Source organism: Aureimonas glaciei, assembly GCF_014643375.1.
GTDB classification, from domain to species: Bacteria; Pseudomonadota; Alphaproteobacteria; order Rhizobiales; family Rhizobiaceae; genus Plantimonas; species Plantimonas glaciei.
Genome location: NZ_BMJJ01000006.1, coordinates 216,842 through 234,783, shown reverse-complemented (window position 1 = coordinate 234,783; position 17,942 = coordinate 216,842). Strand labels below are relative to the sequence as shown.

15 protein-coding genes are annotated in these 17,942 nt (G+C 67.9%); 8 read left to right on the top strand and 7 right to left on the bottom strand.

Annotated features, from left to right (window positions below; translation table 11 throughout):
- Positions 1-67: 67 nt before the first annotated feature.
- Together IEX88_RS14165 and IEX88_RS14160 are read right to left on the bottom strand one after the other, a co-directional pair.
- On the bottom strand, positions 68-1,699 hold the full coding sequence (locus IEX88_RS14165; protein WP_244640178.1) for a rhodanese-like domain-containing protein: 1,632 nt from the start codon (positions 1,697-1,699) through the stop codon (positions 68-70).
- The gene (locus tag IEX88_RS14160; RefSeq protein WP_244640177.1) at positions 1,660-2,607 is read right to left on the bottom strand and encodes an alpha/beta fold hydrolase; all 948 of its coding nucleotides are present in this window, start codon (positions 2,605-2,607) and stop codon (positions 1,660-1,662) included. Before IEX88_RS14160 ends, IEX88_RS14165 begins: the two co-directional genes overlap by 40 nt.
- 189 nt (positions 2,608-2,796) lie before the next feature.
- Between IEX88_RS14160 and IEX88_RS14155 the strand changes: the two genes are divergently transcribed.
- On the top strand, positions 2,797-3,903 hold the full coding sequence (locus tag IEX88_RS14155) for a tartrate dehydrogenase (protein WP_188851726.1): 1,107 nt from the start codon (positions 2,797-2,799) through the stop codon (positions 3,901-3,903).
- A complete protein-coding gene (locus IEX88_RS14150; RefSeq protein WP_188851724.1) occupies positions 3,900-4,898 on the top strand; it encodes a PdxA family dehydrogenase in 999 nt (332 codons plus the stop codon). Before IEX88_RS14155 ends, IEX88_RS14150 begins: the two co-directional genes overlap by 4 nt.
- Before the next feature lie 86 nt (positions 4,899-4,984).
- Here the strand turns inward: IEX88_RS14150 and IEX88_RS14145 are convergent, their stop codons facing one another.
- From IEX88_RS14145 to IEX88_RS14130, 4 genes are all read right to left on the bottom strand, one after another.
- On the bottom strand, positions 4,985-5,917 hold the full coding sequence (locus IEX88_RS14145; protein ID WP_188851722.1) for a sugar phosphate isomerase/epimerase family protein: 933 nt from the start codon (positions 5,915-5,917) through the stop codon (positions 4,985-4,987).
- Positions 5,918-5,975: 58 nt separating this feature from the next.
- Positions 5,976-7,487: a glycerol-3-phosphate dehydrogenase gene (locus tag IEX88_RS14140; protein WP_188851719.1), complete on the bottom strand. Its 1,512-nt coding sequence runs from the start codon at positions 7,485-7,487 to the stop codon at positions 5,976-5,978.
- 68 nt (positions 7,488-7,555) lie between these two features.
- Positions 7,556-9,124 carry an FGGY-family carbohydrate kinase gene (locus IEX88_RS14135; RefSeq protein ID WP_188851716.1) on the bottom strand — a complete coding sequence of 523 codons (1,569 nt, stop codon included), beginning with the start codon at positions 9,122-9,124 and terminating at the stop codon, positions 7,556-7,558.
- A 120-nt stretch (positions 9,125-9,244) separates the two neighbouring features.
- Entirely contained in the window at positions 9,245-10,234 is a 990-nt protein-coding gene (locus IEX88_RS14130) for a sugar-binding transcriptional regulator (RefSeq protein WP_188851897.1), read from the bottom strand.
- A gap of 574 nt (positions 10,235-10,808) precedes the next feature.
- Here IEX88_RS14130 and IEX88_RS14125 point away from each other — a divergent pair.
- From IEX88_RS14125 to IEX88_RS14105, 5 genes are all read left to right on the top strand, one after another.
- Positions 10,809-11,465, top strand: a complete 657-nt coding sequence (locus IEX88_RS14125; RefSeq protein ID WP_188851714.1) for a DUF2291 family protein — start codon at positions 10,809-10,811, stop codon at positions 11,463-11,465.
- The gene (locus IEX88_RS14120; protein ID WP_188851712.1) at positions 11,462-12,991 is read left to right on the top strand and encodes a sugar ABC transporter ATP-binding protein; all 1,530 of its coding nucleotides are present in this window, start codon (positions 11,462-11,464) and stop codon (positions 12,989-12,991) included. The genes IEX88_RS14125 and IEX88_RS14120 overlap by 4 nt, the downstream gene beginning before the upstream one ends.
- A gap of 26 nt (positions 12,992-13,017) precedes the next feature.
- Positions 13,018-14,127, top strand: coding sequence for an ABC transporter permease (locus tag IEX88_RS14115; RefSeq protein ID WP_188851710.1), 1,110 nt, complete (start codon positions 13,018-13,020; stop codon positions 14,125-14,127).
- A gap of 75 nt (positions 14,128-14,202) precedes the next feature.
- The gene (locus IEX88_RS14110) at positions 14,203-15,162 is read left to right on the top strand and encodes a D-ribose ABC transporter substrate-binding protein (protein WP_188851708.1); all 960 of its coding nucleotides are present in this window, start codon (positions 14,203-14,205) and stop codon (positions 15,160-15,162) included.
- 219 nt (positions 15,163-15,381) lie between these two features.
- Positions 15,382-16,275 (top strand): DeoR/GlpR family DNA-binding transcription regulator, encoded by an 894-nt coding sequence (locus IEX88_RS14105; protein WP_188851706.1) that lies wholly within the window; start codon positions 15,382-15,384, stop codon positions 16,273-16,275.
- A gap of 66 nt (positions 16,276-16,341) precedes the next feature.
- Here IEX88_RS14105 and IEX88_RS14100 read toward each other — a convergent pair whose 3' ends face one another.
- A complete protein-coding gene (locus IEX88_RS14100) occupies positions 16,342-17,142 on the bottom strand; it encodes an endonuclease/exonuclease/phosphatase family protein (protein WP_188851704.1) in 801 nt (266 codons plus the stop codon).
- A 160-nt stretch (positions 17,143-17,302) separates the two neighbouring features.
- Here IEX88_RS14100 and IEX88_RS14095 point away from each other — a divergent pair, with 160 nt between their 5' ends.
- Positions 17,303-17,926, top strand: coding sequence for a hypothetical protein (locus tag IEX88_RS14095; RefSeq protein WP_274604610.1), 624 nt, complete (start codon positions 17,303-17,305; stop codon positions 17,924-17,926).
- Positions 17,927-17,942 lie beyond the last annotated feature (16 nt).

The following is a 17,942-nucleotide window of genomic DNA, read 5'->3' as shown; positions in this document are numbered from 1 at the left end:
GCAAGAGCGGCCGACCGACCGGAGGCCTGTCGTGGACCGGGATCCCTGCGGCCGCCCCCGCCCCGGCTTACGCCCGTGGCGAGGCGAAAGGACCGGGGCCGATCCGGTACTCGGCGCGCTCGGCCGGATCGAGCTGGGCGACCAGCCCCATCTCCCAGGCGAGATAGCGTCTGGCCGCGTCGAGATTGCCGTCATGGCGGTCGTGGACGAAGAACAGGTGATCGATCGCGGCCTCATCCGGCGGGTCGTCCGACATGGCCTCGACTGCGAGGCCGCTCGCACGCCAAACCGCAGGGTCGCCCGCGACATGGCGGATATCGGCATGGCCGGCGGCGCGCAGATCGCGGGCGGCCAGGGCGACGACCTCGGCCGTCCCGACCAGGGCCACCGGCCGGGCCGGGTCGAGCCCGCCGAGGCGCGGGCGGATGGCCCAGCGCGCGCCGGCGAGATGGCCGGCCCGAAAATCGAGCGATCCCCGGAGATCGAGAAGCGTTTCGCCGGCGGCCGCCAACGCCACGGCCGCTTCGACCGACATCGGCTCAAGAGCCGGCAACGTCGGCGGCGTCGGCGCATCGCGACGCCCCGGGCCGGAATGGCCGGAGAACGTCTCGATCCCGGGAAGCACGAAGACCTCGTAGTTCAGAGCGGCGAGGAAGACAGCGGCGGTCGCGGACCGCAGCCCGGTATCGCAGCCCAGCACGACGCGGGCCCGCCGCACGCCGAGCCAGGCGTCGCTCGCCTGCACCAGCTGCACCGCCGGCGCATGCACCGCTCCCGTCAGCGTGCCGGCGGCGAATTCGGCTTCCGTTCGCACGTCGAGGACATACAGCGTCCGCGCGGGATCGGCGGCCAGACGATCGAGATCGCCCGGCTTGATGACCGTCAGCCGGTTCGCCGCGATCACGGCATCCGCGCGGTCGCGGCTTCTCAGCCGGGCGTCCTCGCTCAGATCCGGCAGCGGGGCGGGTGTGGCGCCATGATGCAGCGCACGACCCGACAAAGCCCAGCCTTGCGTGCCGTTCTCCAGCGCGAAGACCGGGTTCGGCACGCCCGCCAGCGCGAGGCTGGCGGCGCCGACGATGCTGCGGGTGCGGCCGGCGCAGTGGATGACGACGGGCTCGGCCGGGTCGGCGACGGAAAAGCGGTGCGCCAGTTCGCCGTTCGGCATGGACGCCGCGTCGGGGATCGTCATCTTGCGGTACTCCGAGGCAGGACGACCGTCGAACAGGTGGAAGGCACGCTCCTCCCGCTGCCAGGCGTCGAGCGTCTCGACGTCGATGCGCGGGACGTGCCACTCCGCCTCCAGAAGCTCGCCCAGCGTCTTGCTGGGCAGATTGACGCCCTTGAACAGGGTGAAACCGGCTTGCGCCCAGGCCGCCGCGCCGCCCTCGATCCACGCGACGTCGCGGTAGCCGAGACCGGCCAGGGCGGCCGCGGCGCGTTCGGCCACGCCGTCGCCGTCGTCCACGAGAATGACCGGCACGCTTGCGCGCGGCAGCAGCGCGGGGGCGAGGATCTCGAGCCGGCTGCAGGGACAGGGCACGGCGAGAAAGGGATGGCCCTCGCCGTACTGGCCGTGTTCGCGGACGTCGAGGCAGGCGACCTCGTCTTTTCCGTGCAGCACGGCTTTGGCCGCGACAGCCGTGATCGGGCCGGGCATCAGGACGGCCGCGGCGCGGCGCCGCTGAAGAACCGCCACAGCGCTTCATAGATCAGGTCGGGCCGCTCCTCGGCGGGATAGTGCCCCGTCGGAACCGCCCAACCCGCAAGGTCGTCCGCCCACTGCCCCCAGGCCTCGAGCGGCCTGAGATGCCGGCCGACATGGCTGTTCGATCCCCAGAGCACCAGCACCGGACAGGCGATCTTGCGGCCGGCGGCGTGGTCGGCGCCGTCGAAGGCGTAGTCGAGCGTCACCGTCGCGCGATAATCCTCGCAGACCGCGTGGATCTGTTCGGGCGTGGTGCAGCGGACGTATTCGGCAAAAGCCTCGGGCGCGAAGATCGACAGGCCGACGCCCTTCTTGTTCAGCTTGTAGTTGATGTAATAGTCGAGGTCGGCGCCGATCAGCTTTTCGGGAAACGGCGCCTTCTGGGCCATGAAGAACCAGTGATAGCTCTCCAGCCCCCAGCCCAGCGTGATGTCCGACAACAGGTTGTAGGTCGGGATGATGTCGAGGGCGCAGAGCCGCGTCACCCGGTCCGGAAAATCCAGCGCCATGCGGAAGGCGACGCGGGCGCCGCGGTCGTGGCCGGCGACCTGGAAGCGGTCGAAGCCGAGCTGCGTCATGATCTCGGCATTGTCCTCGCCCATTGCCCGGAAGGAATAGGCGGCATGGTCCTCGCCGCCCGCCGGCTTGGAACTGTCGCCGTAGCCGCGCAGGTCCGGCGCCACCACCGTGAAACTCTTCGCCAGCGTCGGGGCGATCCTGTGCCAGCTGACATGCGTCAGCGGGTTGCCGTGCAGGAGCAGCAGCGGCGGCCCGGACCCGCCGATGGCCACGTGGATCTCCGCGCCGGCGGTGCGGATCCGTTCGCTGCGAAAGCCCGCCATCAGCTGCCCCGGATGGGTTTCGAGCGGCGGCATGGCGGTCGCGGGTTCGGACGGCATGGCATCTCCTCACCGGGTGCCGCGGGCGGCGGCAGTAGCCAGAAATCTCGCGCTAAGGCGTCCTAATTGTCAACAGTTTATAATTGACAATTTGGCTTACGTTCTGCATTCCGGTGGTACAGTTCGGGATGACAGGGAGCGCCGGTGGCATGTCCGTCGGCCTCCCGGCGACGACGAAGAGGAGCTTCCATGAGCCGCAACAGCATGCGCATCGCGGTCATTCCCGGCGACGGCATCGGCACCGAAGTCGTGCCGGAGGGCCTGCGCGTTCTCAAGGCCGCGGCGGAGCGCTTCGACCTCGACATGACGTTCGATGAGTTCGAGTTCTCGTCCTGCGCCTACTACGCTGAGTACGGCCAGATGATGCCCGACGACTGGAAGGCGCAGATCGGCGGCCATGACGCGCTCTATTTCGGCGCCGTCGGCTGGCCTGACACCGTGCCCGACCATGTCTCGCTCTGGGGCTCGCTGCTGCAGTTCCGGCGCGAGTTCGACCAGTATGTGAACCTTCGTCCGGTCCGGCTGATGCCGGGTGTTCCCTCGCCGCTCGCGGGCCGAAAGCCCGGCGACATCGACTTCTTCGTCGTGCGCGAGAACACCGAGGGCGAATATTCCTCGATCGGCGGCAAGATGTTTCCGGGCACGGCGCGCGAGATCGTCGTGCAGGAAACGGTGATGAGCCGCATCGGCGTCGACCGCATCCTCGCCTTCGCCTTCGAGCTCGCCCAAAGCCGCGGCAAGAAGCACCTGACCTCGGCGACGAAGTCGAACGGCATCTCCATTACCATGCCCTATTGGGACGAGCGGGTGGAGGAGATGGCGAAGCGTTATCCGGACGTGCGCTGGGACAAGTACCACATCGACATTCTCTGCGCGCATTTCGTGCTGAACCCGGACCGGTTCGACGTCGTCGTCGCCTCCAATCTGTTCGGCGATATCCTCTCCGACCTCGGCCCCGCCTGCACAGGCACGATCGGCATCGCGCCGTCGGGCAACATCAATCCCGAGCGAAAATTTCCCTCGTTGTTCGAGCCCGTGCACGGCTCGGCTCCCGACATCGCCGGCAAGGGCATCGCCAACCCGATTGGCCAGATCTGGGCCGGCGCGATGATGCTCGAGCACCTCGGCCATACAGAGGCCGCCGCCGCGATCGTCGAGGCCATCGAGACGACGCTGGTCGATCCGGCCGCGCGCACCGGCGATCTCGGCGGCATCGCCGACACCGTCACCGCCGGCAAGGCCATCGCCGACGCGCTTCTGGCCGCCCGCCCCGAAGCTTCCGCGAGGACCGCATGACCCTTCCCCTCATCGCCCTCACCCCCGGCGACTGCACCGGCATCGGCCCGGAGCAGACCGCCCGCATCCTCTCGGACCGCCGCATGGCGGATGTCGCCCGCCTCGTCGTGGTCGGCGATGCGCGCGTCCTCGACCTCGGCATGCGCCAGGCCGGAGTGACCTTCGCCTATCAGCGGTACGACGATCCGTCGACGATCGACTGGTCGGACCCCTCGGTGCCGCTCATCGATCTCGGCAATACCGATCCGGCGCTCTATCCGCCGGGCATCGGTAGCGCCGAGTCCGGGCGCGTCACAGGCGAGACGCTGTCGCGCGCCATCGATTTCGCCAAAGCGGGTCTCGTCGACGCGGTGTCGTTTGCGCCGCTCAACAAGCGGGCAATGTTCGACGGCGGCTGGAAGTTTCCCGACGAGCACAAGATGTTCGCCCATCTCCTCGGCCATACCGGCTATTTCAGTGAGATGAACGTCCTCGACGGCCAGTGGATGTCGCGCGTCACCTCGCATGTATCCCTGCGCCAGGCGCTCGACCAGGTGACCGGCCCGGCGATCCGCGAAGCGATCACGCTGGCGACGAGGATGATGGCGAAGGCGGGCATCGCCAGCCCGCGGCTGGCCGTCGCCGCGCTCAACCCGCATGGCGGCGAAGGCGGGCTGTTCGGCATGGAGGAGATCGAGATCATCCGACCGGCCGTCGCGGCCATGGCCGCGACAGGCATTGCCGTCGAGGGTCCCTTCCCCTCCGACACGGTCTATCTCAAGGCGTTCGCCGGGGACTATGACGGAGTGCTGTCGATGTATCACGACCAGGGCCAGATCGCGACCAAGATGCGCGGCTTCAACCGCGGCGTCACCGTCACGGCGGGGCTCGCCACCGTGTTTACGACACCGGCGCACGGGACCGCCTTCGACATCGTCGGCCGCGGCATCGCCGATACCGGCGCCATCGAGAACGCCGTTCGACTCGCCGCCAAGCTCGTCGCCCGGGCCGCCTGAGCCGGCATCAACCAGAGGCGCCAGCGCCGACTCTTCGGCGCGGGTGGCCGCACGGCCGAAGTCACCTTCAGCGGTGAGGCGCCCGGTCAGAGGTGGAGGTCTGCCACGCCGGTGTCGATGTGCGGCGCCCAGAAGGCCACCGATTCCGCGATCTGCGCGACCACCTCCCGGTCGTTCGGCTCACGCTCCTTGAACGAAAGCTCCAGGCAGATCTCGTTGTTCTCGGCCCCGCCCTCGGCGAAGGCCGCCAGCAGCGGCGCCGGCTGGATGCGGCCGCGGGCGTTGAACTCCGCCGTGAACGGCCGGTGGCCGCCCTTGTCCATCAGCGACTGCTTGATGTGGATGATCGGCGACACCTTCGGTACCGCGCGCGCCCAGGCATAGGGGTCGAAATCGTCGGGATCGGCGCTGGTCACGTCGCCATGGTCGATATCGGCCATCATCCACATCGGGATCGCCATGGCGGTCGCCGTCAGCCGGTCCTGCAGTGACCGGCACGCCGCGATCGTCTCGCCGAACTCGCGCCCGACCGACATTGGCTCCCAGAAGACATAGTCGAGACCGGCCGCCTTGCCGTGCTCGGCGACCTCCGTCCAGCAGTCGATGGCGATGTCGATGAGCGCATCGCGCCGCGCCGGATCGTCGAAGTCCCGGTAGGTGAAGATCGCGAACTGCGTGCCGACCGACGTGCCGCCAAGATCGGCGGTGATGTCGGCAAAAGTCTTGAACCAGTCGACATAGTAGCGCCGGACGTCCGCGTCGGGATGCCCGAAATGATTGAGCCGCCCGTAGGGCCCGGTCATGCCCGAGGTCACCCGCACGCCGGTTCGCGCGAGCGCGGCGTTCATCTGCCGGGTCAGCCGCCGCGTCACCGCCGCCGGCCAGGATGGGTTGATGAACTCGTGCGTCAGCTGCAGGTCGCGGATCTGGATATCGCGTGCCACGGTCTCGATCAGATCGTCCGGATCGGCGAAGCGGTTGACGAGCGGATTGGTGTTCAACGACAGGGTCAGAGGCATGTCTGCTCCATGGGTTAGCTGAGGCGAAAGCGGGACGGCCGGATCAAGGGCGGATGGGTCAGGCGGCGCGGGCGCGCTCGCCGTCGAACCAGTCGGCAAAGCCGGCCTGCTCGTCCGCGCTGAGATGCAGGCCGTGCTTGGTGCGGCGCTTCAGGATGTCGTCGGGCGTCATCGCCCATTCCTTGTCCACGAGATAGCGCGCCTCGGCCTCGTAGAAACCGGCGCCGAAATGCCGCCCGAGACCATCCAGCGACGTCGCGCCGGCGACGAGCTTTTCCGTGCGCGCGCCGTAGAGCCGGCCATAGTGATAGACCAGCGACCGCGGCATCCAGGGATAGGAGGTGCGCAGGCTTTCGGCGAAGCCGACGAAGTCCGCGCCGTCAATCTCGCCGCCGGGGAGGACCGACTCCCGCGTCCAGTTGCCGCCCATCTCGGGAAAGAACTTTGCGATCTTTTCAATCGCGTGTTCCGACAGTTTTCGAAAGGTGGTGATCTTGCCGCCGAAGACGTTGAGGAGCGGCACGCCTGCGGTCTCGTCGAGATCGAAGGTGTAGTCGCGCGTCACGGCCGAGGGATTGCCCTGGCCGTCGTCGAAGAGCGGCCTGACGCCCGAAAAGCTCTCGATCACGTCGTCCGGCCTCAGCTTCTCCTTGAAGTAGCGGTTTACGGCCGCCAGCAGATAGTCGATCTCGAACGCCTCCGCCCTCACCTCCTCCGGCGGTCCCTCATAGGGAATGTCGGTGGTGCCGATCAGCGCCTTGTCGCCCTCATAGGGATTGATGAAGATCACCCGCTTGTCGTGGTTCTGGACGAGATAGGCATGCTGGCCCTCCCAGAATTTCGGCACGATGATGTGGCTGCCCTTCACCAGGCGGACATTGCGGCGGCTATTGCTGCCGGCGACCCGGCCGACGATGTCGTTGACCCAGGGGCCGCCGGCATTGACGAGCGCGCGCGCCTCGACCGTGCGGGTAGAGCCGGTCGCCTGGTCACGCATCTCGATCCGCCAGTGCCCGTCCTCGCGGCGCGCGCTGGTGCAGGCGGTCCGGGTCAGGATCTCGGCGCCCTTCTCGGCCGCGCCGACCGCATTGAGGACGACGAGGCGGGCATCGTCGACCCAGCAGTCGGAATATTCGAAGCCGCGGCTGTAGCTGTCCAGGATCGGCGCGCCTTCCGGGTCGCGGGCAAGGTCCAGCGTGCGGGTGCCCGGCAGTTTCTTGCGGCCGCCGAGGTGGTCGTAGAGAAACAGGCCGAGCCGCACGAGCCAGGCCGGGCGGTCGTCCGGGCTGTGCGGCAGGACGAAGCGCATCGGCCAGACGATGTGGCAGGCCGAATTCAGCAGCACCTCGCGCTCGATCAGCGCCTCGCGCACCAGGCGGAACTCGTAGTATTCGAGATAGCGCAGTCCGCCATGCACGAGCTTGCCCGACCGCGACGAGGTGCCCTGCGCCAGATCGTCCTTTTCGCACAGGATGACGGAGAGCCCCCGACCTGCGGCGTCGCGCGCAATGCCCGCCCCGTTGATGCCGCCGCCGATGACGAACAGGTCGACGCGCTGGATGTCGCTCATCTCATTTCCCTCATGGGTCGCTTCGCGCCGGCGGAGCGTCGGGCGGGAGCCCTCTGGTGTCACCGGCGTCATGGTCTTGATTGCCGCTCATGCGCCATCCGGTCCCAGACCGGCACCAGCGCCCGGCGGGCGTCGACATAGGCCGGGAACGTCCGGCCGTAGAGATCGGCAAGGTTTTGGTCCGGCGCCTCGGCGGGTCCCAGCAGCGGCGTCACCCACGCGGCGATGCAGGCGTTCATATCGGCATAGGCGCCGATCGACACGGCCGCCATCATCGCCGCGCCCGCGGCTCCCGCCTCCTCGCGCGCGCAGAGGCGGGTCGGCGCGCCGACGGCAGCGGAGAGCACCCCGCGCAGGGCCGGCGAGCGCGCCGCGCCGCCGCTCAGACGCAATTCGCCCGGCATCGCGCCCATTGCCGCGTAGCAGTCGCGCGTCGCCATCCCGAGCCCCTCCACCACGGCGCGCAGGAGATCGGGGAAGCGATGGCCGCTGTTGAGACCGATGAAGCCGGCCCGGGCGTTGCCGTCGACGAAGGGCCCGCGCTCGCCGGCCTCGGAAATATAGGGGTGGTAAAGGAGCGAACCCGGCCGGCTCGCCGCCATCCAGCCCTCGATGCGCCCGACGAGCTCGGCATGGCTCGGGGCTCCTCCGACCTCGGCCATCAGGTCGCCGGCGAGGCGCAGCGCCCAGTCGATGTTCAGCGTCGCGGCCATGTTCGTCTGGACCTGCGTCACCATGCCGGGCACCGGCAAGAGGATGACATAGCCCGTGCCCTCGTCGTTGAGGTGCACGCCGCCGGCTTCCACCGCGCGCATGTGGACGCCGGTCGATCCGACAATCGAGCAGGCCGCCGCGGGATCGCCGGTATGGACGCCCGCCCCCAGCGCCGTCATCACCATGTCGACGAAGCCGAGGCAGACCGGCGTTCCCGCGAGGAGCCCGGTGGCGGCCGCAGCCTCGGCGGTGAGCCCGTGCGTGACCTCGGTACCGTCGACAATCGGCGGCAGCAGATGGCGCTGCTTCGTCAGGCCGAGCGACTCCAGCACCGCGTCGTCATAGCGCCGGGTGCGAAAGTCGCCGAAACTGAAACTCGCCTCCGACGGATCGGTGGCGCGCACGCCGGTGAGGTTGAGATAGAGCCAGTCCTTGCAGTGGAGAGCGGTTTCGGCGTGGCTGAGCAGTTCGGGCGCAATCGCGGCCATGGTCGCCAGCTGCGGACCCTGCTGGCATGGGTTTAGCCCGGTTCCCGTCCGCTCGAAACGCGTCCGCTCCCCCGGCCCCGCCCTGAGATGGCGCACCGTCGACGACGCGCGCGCGTCGAGCCAGAGCCAGGCGTCGCCGACCGGTGCATCGTCCCGGCCGACCAGCCAGGTGCCGTCGCCCTGTCCGGTCACGGCGACAGCCGCCGTGCGCCGGGCGAGATGCTCGACCTTGCCGGCGAGATCGCGCAGGGTCCGAGCGCAGTCCTGCCAGGTCCGCGCGAGTTCCTGCGTCACCGCGCCGTCGGCCCCCGAGGCATAGCGGTTCGGCAGCGCGGCGACGGCGAGTTGGCGGCCCGCCAGATCGAAGGCCACCGCCTTGATCACCGAGGTTCCCGCGTCGATGCCGATGAGAATATCCTGACCGGCCTCAGACATGGAGTGGCCCGACGGCCCGGGCCTCCCCAACGGCCTCGACGAGCGCCCGCGGGCGCCGGTGGAACTGACTGACACACATCGAACCCTTATCCTCCCTGTCCTGCGCCGGTTTTCCGGGTCTCAGGCCGGATCGTCATGCGCCAGCGCCCGCGCCGTCCGCTCGTCGGTGATCAGCCCGTCGAGGCATCGGCTCATCAAGACGGCGCGAATGGCGGCGATCTTCTCGTGACCACCGGCGATCGCCACCACTTTTCGCCCCGTGAGGGCGTCGAGGCTCGGCGACACCGTGCGTGCGGCCAGCGGCGTGATCACCGGCCGGCCCTCGGAATCGAAGAAATGGCCGAGAAGCTCCCCGATACCGCCGAGTTCCGACACTTCGCGCATTTCCCCCGCATCGACCATCTGCGAGGCAACCAGCTGCGCTTCGGGGCCGCCGGTGCCGACGCCGACGATCATCAGGTCCGACCGCGCGCCGAGCTCGAAGACGGTGCTGACGCCGCGTTGTGCCAGCAGCACCTCGCGGTCCCCGGCCGAGTTGGCGAAGAACGGCACCGGCATCACATAGGCCGTCACGCCAGTCTTCTCCGCCAAGCGGTGCACGACGTCATGCGGATTGGCCGCATAGTTGCGCGTGACGCCGCCGAGCAGGGAGACGAAGCGAACGTCGCCGGCCTCCCGGCGCGGCAGCGCGGTGATCGCCGCCGCCAGCGTCCGCCCATGCCCGATGCCGATGACGCCGCCCTGCAGGCGCTCGATCTGCGCCTGGATGAACTGGGCCCCGGCGATGCCGAGAGCGCGCAGCGGCAGGCCGGATTCGTAGAGGTCCGGCGCGACCTCGCATGTCTCCAGTCCGAAACGCTCGCTGAGACGGCTGGCGAGCATCACGCATTCGGCGATGTCACCCTCGATGGTCACCTTCACCGCGCCGCTGCGGTTCGCCCGCGCGATCAGCCGATGCGCCTTCACGCCGGTCACGCCCAGGATCGTGGCGATCTTGGCCTGCGTCATTCCGGCGCCGTAGTGGAGCCAGGCGGCACGGATCGCGAGGCTGTCGTCCAGGTCTTGCTGCGAGGCAGTCCGCACCCGTCTCTCCCTGCCACCGCTCGGCATCGTAGAATTTTTCAAAGAATGATGTTTCTTACATTTCACGATCCGGCAGGTCAACGATATCCCGGGATGGGTTCGATCCGGAACGCGCTGCCGGCGAGGATTGCGGCGCCATCGCCCGTGTCGGACAGGCGTCATTCCCTATGAGAAAACTGGTGGAAGATTTAATGTATTCAGCAATTTAAACCCGGGACATAAGAAGTCGCAAACAATGAAAGCGGATCAGGACGAGGGCTTTGTCGCAGTGCGACGCCGCGACGTTTTCGCAGTGCACACCTCGAAAACGGATTGACAACGGGGCCGGCAACTCACATTGAATGGACAGATAATAACACAGTCATAACACAGAAAGCCCGGGAAAAGGGCTCGCCGAAAGCCGGGAGGAAGACATGCGCTTATCCGCCATCGCTCCGGGCTCCCGCCCGGCTCGTCGTCTAGAGACGGCGCTCCGGATCGTTGCGATCGCACCGGCGCCGGGCGAATCCGGCCGGTCTGCGCGGCATGCCCGTCGATGCGAGCCTTGCCCGGCCGCCAGCGAGGGCGCGATACCGACAAACCTCGATCCCGGGATTTTCGCATGAGCACAGAGGTGGACACGGCGGCTCCAAGGCGCGCCTCTCCCCGCCGGCGGACGGTCTTCATCGGGGTCGCGGTTCTGGCGCTCGTCGTCGCCATGGCGCTGGACACCCGGATCGTCACGGTCGGCTCCAGCGACGACGTGCAGGCGGGCGTTTTTTCACCCGAGACCTACGGCGCTGAAACCTTTCCGACCATCCAGGCAGCCGTCGAAGCCCGGGCCGTCGACGCCAAGATCCTCGCCGACGCCATCGTCGCCGATCGCAAGGCCGCCGAGGCGCAGTATGGCGTGGCGGCCGGTGCGGGCGCGGTGATGTCGGTGAAGTTCAGCGGCGTCGCCGGCGCGGCGAAATCGGGCATCTACGACGTCGATGTCGAGGGCATGCCCGAAAAGCTGCGCATCCGCGTGCAGACGGGGCCCGCGGTCAACGGGACCGACATCCGCGACGCCACCGGCACGATCTCCTTCGGCCAGTTCACCAACCAGATCGAATACCAGGATGCCGGCTCGGCTCTCAACGAGGAGGTGAAGAAGCAGGTCCTGCAGCCCATCGACACCACCGACCTGACCGGCAAGACCCTGTCGGTCGTCGGCGTCTTCAAGCTCGTCAATCCGAACAGCTGGCTGGTCACGCCCGTCAGACTGGAAGTCCCATGAGCGCGTCCCGGACGGAGCCCGCCGGCGATGCCGTCCTCTCGGCGCGCAACATCGCGAAATCCTACGGCAGCATCCATGCGCTGAAGGGTGTGAACTTCGACATCCACCGCGGCAAGGTGACGACGCTCTTCGGCGAAAACGGCGCGGGAAAATCGACGCTGATGAAAGTGCTGTCGGGCGTGGTCAAGCCGACCTCCGGGCAGATCATCCTCGACGGCGCCCCCGTGAGCTTCGCTTCGTCCGCCGACGCGCGCGACCGCGGCATTTCGATCATCCACCAGGAACTCAGCCTCGCGCCCAACATGAACGTGCGCGACAACATCTTCATGGGGCGCGAGCTGCGCACCGCCACGGGCGTCGACTTCGCCGAGGAGGCCCGCCAGGCCGAGGCGCTGATGGCCGACCTTGAGGAAGACATCGACCCGCTGACCCTGGTCGAGGACCTGCGTCTCGGCCAGCAGCAGATCGTCGAGATCGCCCGGGCGCTCTCGGTCAATTCGCGCATCCTGATCATGGACGAGCCGACCTCGGCGCTCAGCGCGACCGAGGTCGAGGTGCTGTTCAAGGTGATCCGCGACCTCACCGCCCGCGGCGTCTCCATCGTCTACATCTCGCATCACCTGGAAGAGGCGCTGCAGATCACCGACCATGCCGTGGTGCTGCGCGACGGCACGATGACGGCCAATGCCGAGGCCCGCGACATCGATCTGGAATGGATCGTGCGCAACATGGTCGGCGACAATTTCGATCTCGGCTCGCCCCCGACCGGCCATGCTTTCGGCCCGGTCGCCCTGTCGATCGACGATCTCAGCGTCGCCGATACCGCCGGGTTTTCGGTGGTCGACCATCTGTCGCTGGACGTGCGCGCCGGCGAGATCGTCTGCATCTACGGGCTGATGGGCGCCGGGCGCACCGAGATGATGGAGTGCGTCGCCGGTCGCGTGACGCAGTCCGGGGGCCGGATCGTGTTCAGGGGAGAGGAAATCTCCAGGCTCAGCATTGCCGAGCGGATCGGCCGGGGCCTGGTCCTCGTCCCGGAGGATCGCCAGCGCGACGGGCTGGTGCAGACCATGACCGTCGGCCGCAACCTGTCGCTCGCCAGCATCGGCAGCTTCGCCCGCGGCCTCGTCCTGTCGGCGTCGCGCGAACAGGCGCTGGTCGAGGACAGCATCGACCGGGTGCACATCAAGACCGACGGCGGCAATGCCCCGATCGGCTCCCTTTCCGGCGGCAATCAGCAGAAGGTCGTCATCGGCAAGATGCTGACGACCGATCCCGAGGTGATCCTTCTCGACGAGCCGAGCCGCGGCATCGACATCGGCGCCAAGGGCGAGGTCTTCCGCCTGCTGGCGGAGCGGGCGGCCGAGGGGCTGGCGGTGGTGTTCTCGACCTCGGAGGTCGCCGAATGCCTCAGCATCGCCCACCGCATCCTGGTCATGCGCCGCGGCCGGATCTCGGCCGAATTCGGGCCGGGTGTCACCAAGGAAGAGATCATGGCCGCCTCCGGCGAAGCCGTGATCGCGTGATCTCTGAGAACAGCGGAGTGCTGACCATGACCGACACGACAAAGAGCGGCAAACGACCGGCCGCCAACCGCGGCAGCCAGCCCTTCAGCATCGGCAAGCTGCTGCTCGAAGGGCGCGCCTTCTTCGCGCTCATCGCCATCATCGTCGTGTTCTCGATCCTCTCGCCCTATTACCTGTCGCTCGCCAACTTCCTGATCATGGCCTCGCATGTCGCGATCTTCGGGATCCTGGCGATCGGCATGCTGCTCGTCATCCTCAGCGGCGGCATCGATCTGTCGGTGGGCTCGACGCTGGGGCTCTCGGGCGTCGTCGCCGGCGCGCTGATGCAGGGCGTGACCATCGACATGGCGGGCGTCGTGCTGTTTCCGCCGGTCTGGGTGGTGGTCGTCCTGACCTGCGCGCTCGGCGCCCTCGTCGGCCTTCTCAACGGCGTGCTCATCGCCTTCTTCAAGGTGCCGGCTTTCGTGGCGACGCTCGGCGTCCTCTATGTCGCGCGTGGCATCGCGCTCCTGATGACCAATGGCCTGACCTACAACAATCTCGGCGGCAGGCCGGAGCTCGGCAATACCGGCTTCGACTGGCTCGGCTTCAACCGCCTGTTTGGCATTCCCGTCGGCGTCCTCGTGCTGGTCGTCATCGCCGTCCTCGGCAGCTTGGTCCTCACCCGCACCGCCTTCGGCCGCTGGCTCTACGCCTCGGGCGGCAATGCCCGCGCCGCCGAACTCTCCGGCGTTCCCGTCAAGACCGTGCAGGTCTGCGTCTACATGCTGTCGGGCGTCTGCGCGGCGGTGGCGGGCCTCATCCTCTCCTCGCAGCTGACTTCGGCCGGCCCGACCGCGGGCACCACATACGAACTGACGGCGATCGCCGCGGTGGTCATCGGCGGCGCGGCCCTCACCGGCGGGCGCGGCACCATCCAGGGCACGCTGCTCGGCGCCTTCGTCATCGGCTTCCTCTCCGACGGTCTCGTGATCATCGGCATCTCCTCTTACTGGCAGACGGTGTTCACCGGCGCGGTCATCATCCTCGCCGTCATGCTGAACGCCATCCAGTACAGCCGCCGCGCTCCGGCCCCCGCGCCGACCGACGGCCCTTCCGCTTCCACCAAGCAGGCGACGAAGGCCCAGCCGGCCTAACCTGCGACGGGAAGACCGCCGGGCGACCGGCGGCCAAGCGACCCACTGCCAACGAGACCAACTGGGAGAACGCACATGCTGAAGAAGACCAGAATGCTGATGCTGGCGGCGGCGACGCTCGTCGCGCCCTTCGCTGCCGGCGCCGTCACCTCGGCGTCCGCCGAAGGGCTGATCACCATCATCGTCAACGATCCGTCGAACCCCTATTGGCTGACCGAGGGCAATGTCGCCGCGGCCGAGGCCAAGAAGCTCGGCTATACCGCCAACGTCGCCGCCCACAAGGGCGACACCAACAGCGAGAGCAACCTGATCGACACGGCGATCACCAACAAGTCCGTCGCCATCATCCTCGACCCGGCCAATGCCAGCGGCTCGATCGGTGCGGTGAAGAAGGCGATCGCCGCCGATATTCCCGTCTTCCTCGTCAATGCCGAGATCAACCAGGAGGGCCTGGCCAAGGCGCAGCTCGTTTCCAACAATGCCCAGGGCGCCGCGCTCGGTGCGCAGCAATGGGTGGAGGCCGTCGGTGAGACCGGCAAATACGTCGAACTGCTCGGCGCCCCCTCCGACAACAATGCCGCGACCCGTTCCAATGGCTACGAGACCGTCCTCAGCCAGTATCCGGATCTCGAAAAGGCCGCCTCTCAGGTCGCCAACTGGGACCGCACCCAGGGCCACGACAAGATGCAGAGCATGCTGCAGGCCAATCCCGACATCATCGGCGTGATCAGCGGCAATGACGAGATGGCGCTGGGCGCGATCGCGGCGCTGAAGGAGGCCGGCAAGCTCGAAGGCATCAAGGTCGGCGGCTTCGACGGCTCGCCCGACGCGGTCGCCGCCATCAAGGCGGGCGAACTGCAGTATTCGGTGCTGCAGCCGGTCGCGATCTTCTCGGCCAAGGCCGTCCAGCAGGCCGACGCCTTCATCAAGACCGGCGCCACCGGCGTCGACACGGAAAAGCAGCTGTTCGACTGCCTGCTGATCACCAAGGACAATGTCGACAAGTACACGGCGCCCTTCACCCTCTCGGAGTGATCGCCGACCAAAGCGGGGCGGCCTTCCGGCATCGCCGCCCCGCTGCGGTCCTCCCTTGCGCAGGCTCTTTTCCGGTCGTCGGAAGCCCGTCTTCCGATCCGCGGGCCGACCTGTCACAGTCGCCGGGCCGGCTTGCCGAGACGGGCGCCTCGCAGCGGCAAGGGCGCCCCACGCCTGCCGTCGAACCGTCCCCGGCGATCGTCACGAGGCTGAAGCGGCATGACCGAAATACCCCGTCCTCAGCACCTCGAAGCCGCCCTCGCCCCGCCGGATTCGGCCGCCCGCGACCCGCTTCCCCAGGACTCCCGCCAGGCCCGCCAGTTCCTGCGCCGCCAGTCGATCACCGAGACGGTGATGGCCGAGGGCGCGGTCCGCATCGAGGATCTGGCCGAGCGCTTCCAGATCAGCCTGATGACGGCGCATCGCGATCTCGACGAGCTGGCCAGCCGCGGCATTCTGCGCAAGACCCGCGGCATCGCCCAGGCGGCGCCGACCAGCCTGATCGAATCCAGCGACCTCTACCGGGCCAACCGCCAGTCCGCCGAAAAGCAGGCACTCGCCCTTGCCGCCCTCGCCTTCGTAGAGCCGGGCCAGTCGATCTTTCTCGACGATTCGACGACCGTCCTGCAGATGGCGCCCCTGCTGCCGGCGAAACTGCCGCTCACGGCGATCACCAATTCGCTGACCCTGATGAACGTCCTGAAGGATGTCCGCGATCTGACGCTGCTGGGTCTCGGCGGGCAGTACCACAACTGGTGTAACGCGTTTCTCGGCCACACCACGACCAGCGAGATCGCCCGGCTTCGCGCCGACACGCTGATCATGTCCACCGCTGCCATCACCGACGACATGATCTTCCACCAGTCGGCCGACATGGTCGAGGTAAAGAAGGCGATGTTCGCCGCCGCCTCGCTGCGGATTCTCCTCGCCGACCACACCAAGTTCGAGCGGCGGGCGCTGCATGGCTTCGTCTCGCTGAACCGCTTCGACATCGTCATCGTCGATGACGGCACGCCGAAGATCCATCTCGACCGCCTGCGCGCGAACGGCATCCGCGTCGTGGTCGCGGAAACCCGGACCGTCGCCCGCCCCGCGGCGGACAACCGGGACTGAAGGGGCTCTCCCGTCCCTCGCCCGAGGAGCGCGACAGCGTCGCCGACGCGCCGTCGGGCCCAGCGATCAGATTTCCAGAAGCAGCGGGCGGTGGTCGGAGACTTCCGGCGCCTCGACGACATCGAAGCCGAGAACCCTGACGGCCTCATTGACGAGCATGTAGTCCGCAAACTTTCCCGGCTTGCGGTAGTGGGAGGAGCGCGTCCCGGCAAAGCCGCGTGCAGTGACGAGCTCGGTCAGTCCGAAACGGGCGAGCGCGGCAAAAGTCTGGCTGTCCGGTTCGACGTTGAAATCGCCGCAGACGACGAGACGGTCGCCCTCTTCGGCGACTGACCCGACCAGATCGGCAAAGCGCGCGGCCTGGACGAGGCGCTCCGGCGTGTCCCTCTTGCCGGCGAGGTCGCGCAGCCCGTGCATGTGGGCGATCGTCACCGGCCAGCCGCGGTCGTGGTCGTAGAGCCGGACGGCGTGCGCGCTGCGCGAGCGCGGATGCTCGCCATAGCCGTCCGGCGAATAGGCCTTGTGGACGAAGGCCTGCGCCTGGGCGATCACCGGAAAGTCCTCGCGGACGAAGGTGGCAAGGCCCCAGCGCGAGCGGATCGCCGTCTCCCCGTCCCAGAGCACGCCCTGAGCCGCCGGGCAGAAGGTGGCGACATGGTCCGGCAGCGCCGCGGCGACATCGCGGAAGAAGTTGGCGCGCTGCGGCAGGACATGCGCGCCGTCGCGATAGGTCAGCCAGTCCTTGTCCGTCGCGGGCGAGTGGACGACTTCCTGCAGGCAGAGAACATCGGGCACGGCCTCTCGGAGATAGGCCGCGATCTCTACGTAGAGAGTCCCGCCCCAGCCGTTGAGGCACATGATGCGCACCTTTGGTCTCCGATCGAGAAAGGTTTCGGCGCCCATCCTAGGCACGGGGCGTGACGCCGGCAAACGACTGCGCCGACACGGTGGCGACGGCCGCATTCCCGGCGCCGCGTCCCCTGTCATGAGACGGACTGGCGAAGACGGATGACTATGCTACATTGACGTGTATCTTTTAATACACGCAACCCAAAGAAAAAGGCAGGCCAGGCGCGACGTTCAAGGGGAAACGAAAAATGCCGAGTTCGCCTGGCCGTGCCATTCTCTCCGTGGCCGACAAAAGCGGCCTGGCGCAAATGGCCGTGCACTGCGCGATCGCGGCGTGGCGCTCTACGCCACCGGCGGCACCGCGGACCATCTGCGCGCCCACGCCATCGAGGCACACGAGATCGCGACCCTGACGGGCCATCCGGCGATGCTGGACGGCCGGGTCAAGGCCCTGCATCCAGCCGTCTTCGCGGGCCTTCTGGCGCGCGAGGGGGACGACCGGGAACTGGCCGGGCATGGCTATTCCCCGATCGACTTTCTCATCGCCAGCATCGCCCCCGCGGCGGGAACCGCTCTCGCCGACATGGACATCGGCGGCCCCGCAATGATCCGCGCCGCGATCAAGAACGCGGGCCGCGTCGTTGTCGCCACCGATCCCGAGGACTACGCGCCGATCATCGCGGCCCTTGGGAAAGGCCGGATCGGTGCCGCGCTCCGCCGACGCCTGGCGCATCGCGCTCTGGAGCGTCTGATCGAGGCCGACACCGCACTCCTGCGGCGGGTGGCGGGCAGAGCGGACTGAAACCGAGGAAGCCAAG

Excerpts from the sequence above, each read along its gene's own strand:
- IEX88_RS14105 (WP_188851706.1), top strand. The coding sequence starts at position 15,382 with ATGACCGAAATACCCCGTCCTCAGCACCTCGAAGCCGCCCTCGCCCCG.
- IEX88_RS14135 (WP_188851716.1), bottom strand. The coding sequence starts at position 9,124 with ATGTCTGAGGCCGGTCAGGATATTCTCATCGGCATCGACGCGGGAACC.
- IEX88_RS14140 (WP_188851719.1), bottom strand. The coding sequence starts at position 7,487 with ATGAGCGACATCCAGCGCGTCGACCTGTTCGTCATCGGCGGCGGCATC.
- IEX88_RS14160 (WP_244640177.1), bottom strand. The coding sequence starts at position 2,607 with ATGCCGTCCGAACCCGCGACCGCCATGCCGCCGCTCGAAACCCATCCG.
- IEX88_RS14130 (WP_188851897.1), bottom strand. The coding sequence starts at position 10,234 with ATGCCGAGCGGTGGCAGGGAGAGACGGGTGCGGACTGCCTCGCAGCAA.
- IEX88_RS14115 (WP_188851710.1), top strand. The coding sequence starts at position 13,018 with ATGACCGACACGACAAAGAGCGGCAAACGACCGGCCGCCAACCGCGGC.
- IEX88_RS14125 (WP_188851714.1), top strand. The coding sequence starts at position 10,809 with ATGAGCACAGAGGTGGACACGGCGGCTCCAAGGCGCGCCTCTCCCCGC.
- IEX88_RS14110 (WP_188851708.1), top strand. The coding sequence starts at position 14,203 with ATGCTGAAGAAGACCAGAATGCTGATGCTGGCGGCGGCGACGCTCGTC.
- IEX88_RS14120 (WP_188851712.1), top strand. The coding sequence starts at position 11,462 with ATGAGCGCGTCCCGGACGGAGCCCGCCGGCGATGCCGTCCTCTCGGCG.
- IEX88_RS14145 (WP_188851722.1), bottom strand. The coding sequence starts at position 5,917 with ATGCCTCTGACCCTGTCGTTGAACACCAATCCGCTCGTCAACCGCTTC.
- IEX88_RS14150 (WP_188851724.1), top strand. The coding sequence starts at position 3,900 with ATGACCCTTCCCCTCATCGCCCTCACCCCCGGCGACTGCACCGGCATC.
- IEX88_RS14155 (WP_188851726.1), top strand. The coding sequence starts at position 2,797 with ATGAGCCGCAACAGCATGCGCATCGCGGTCATTCCCGGCGACGGCATC.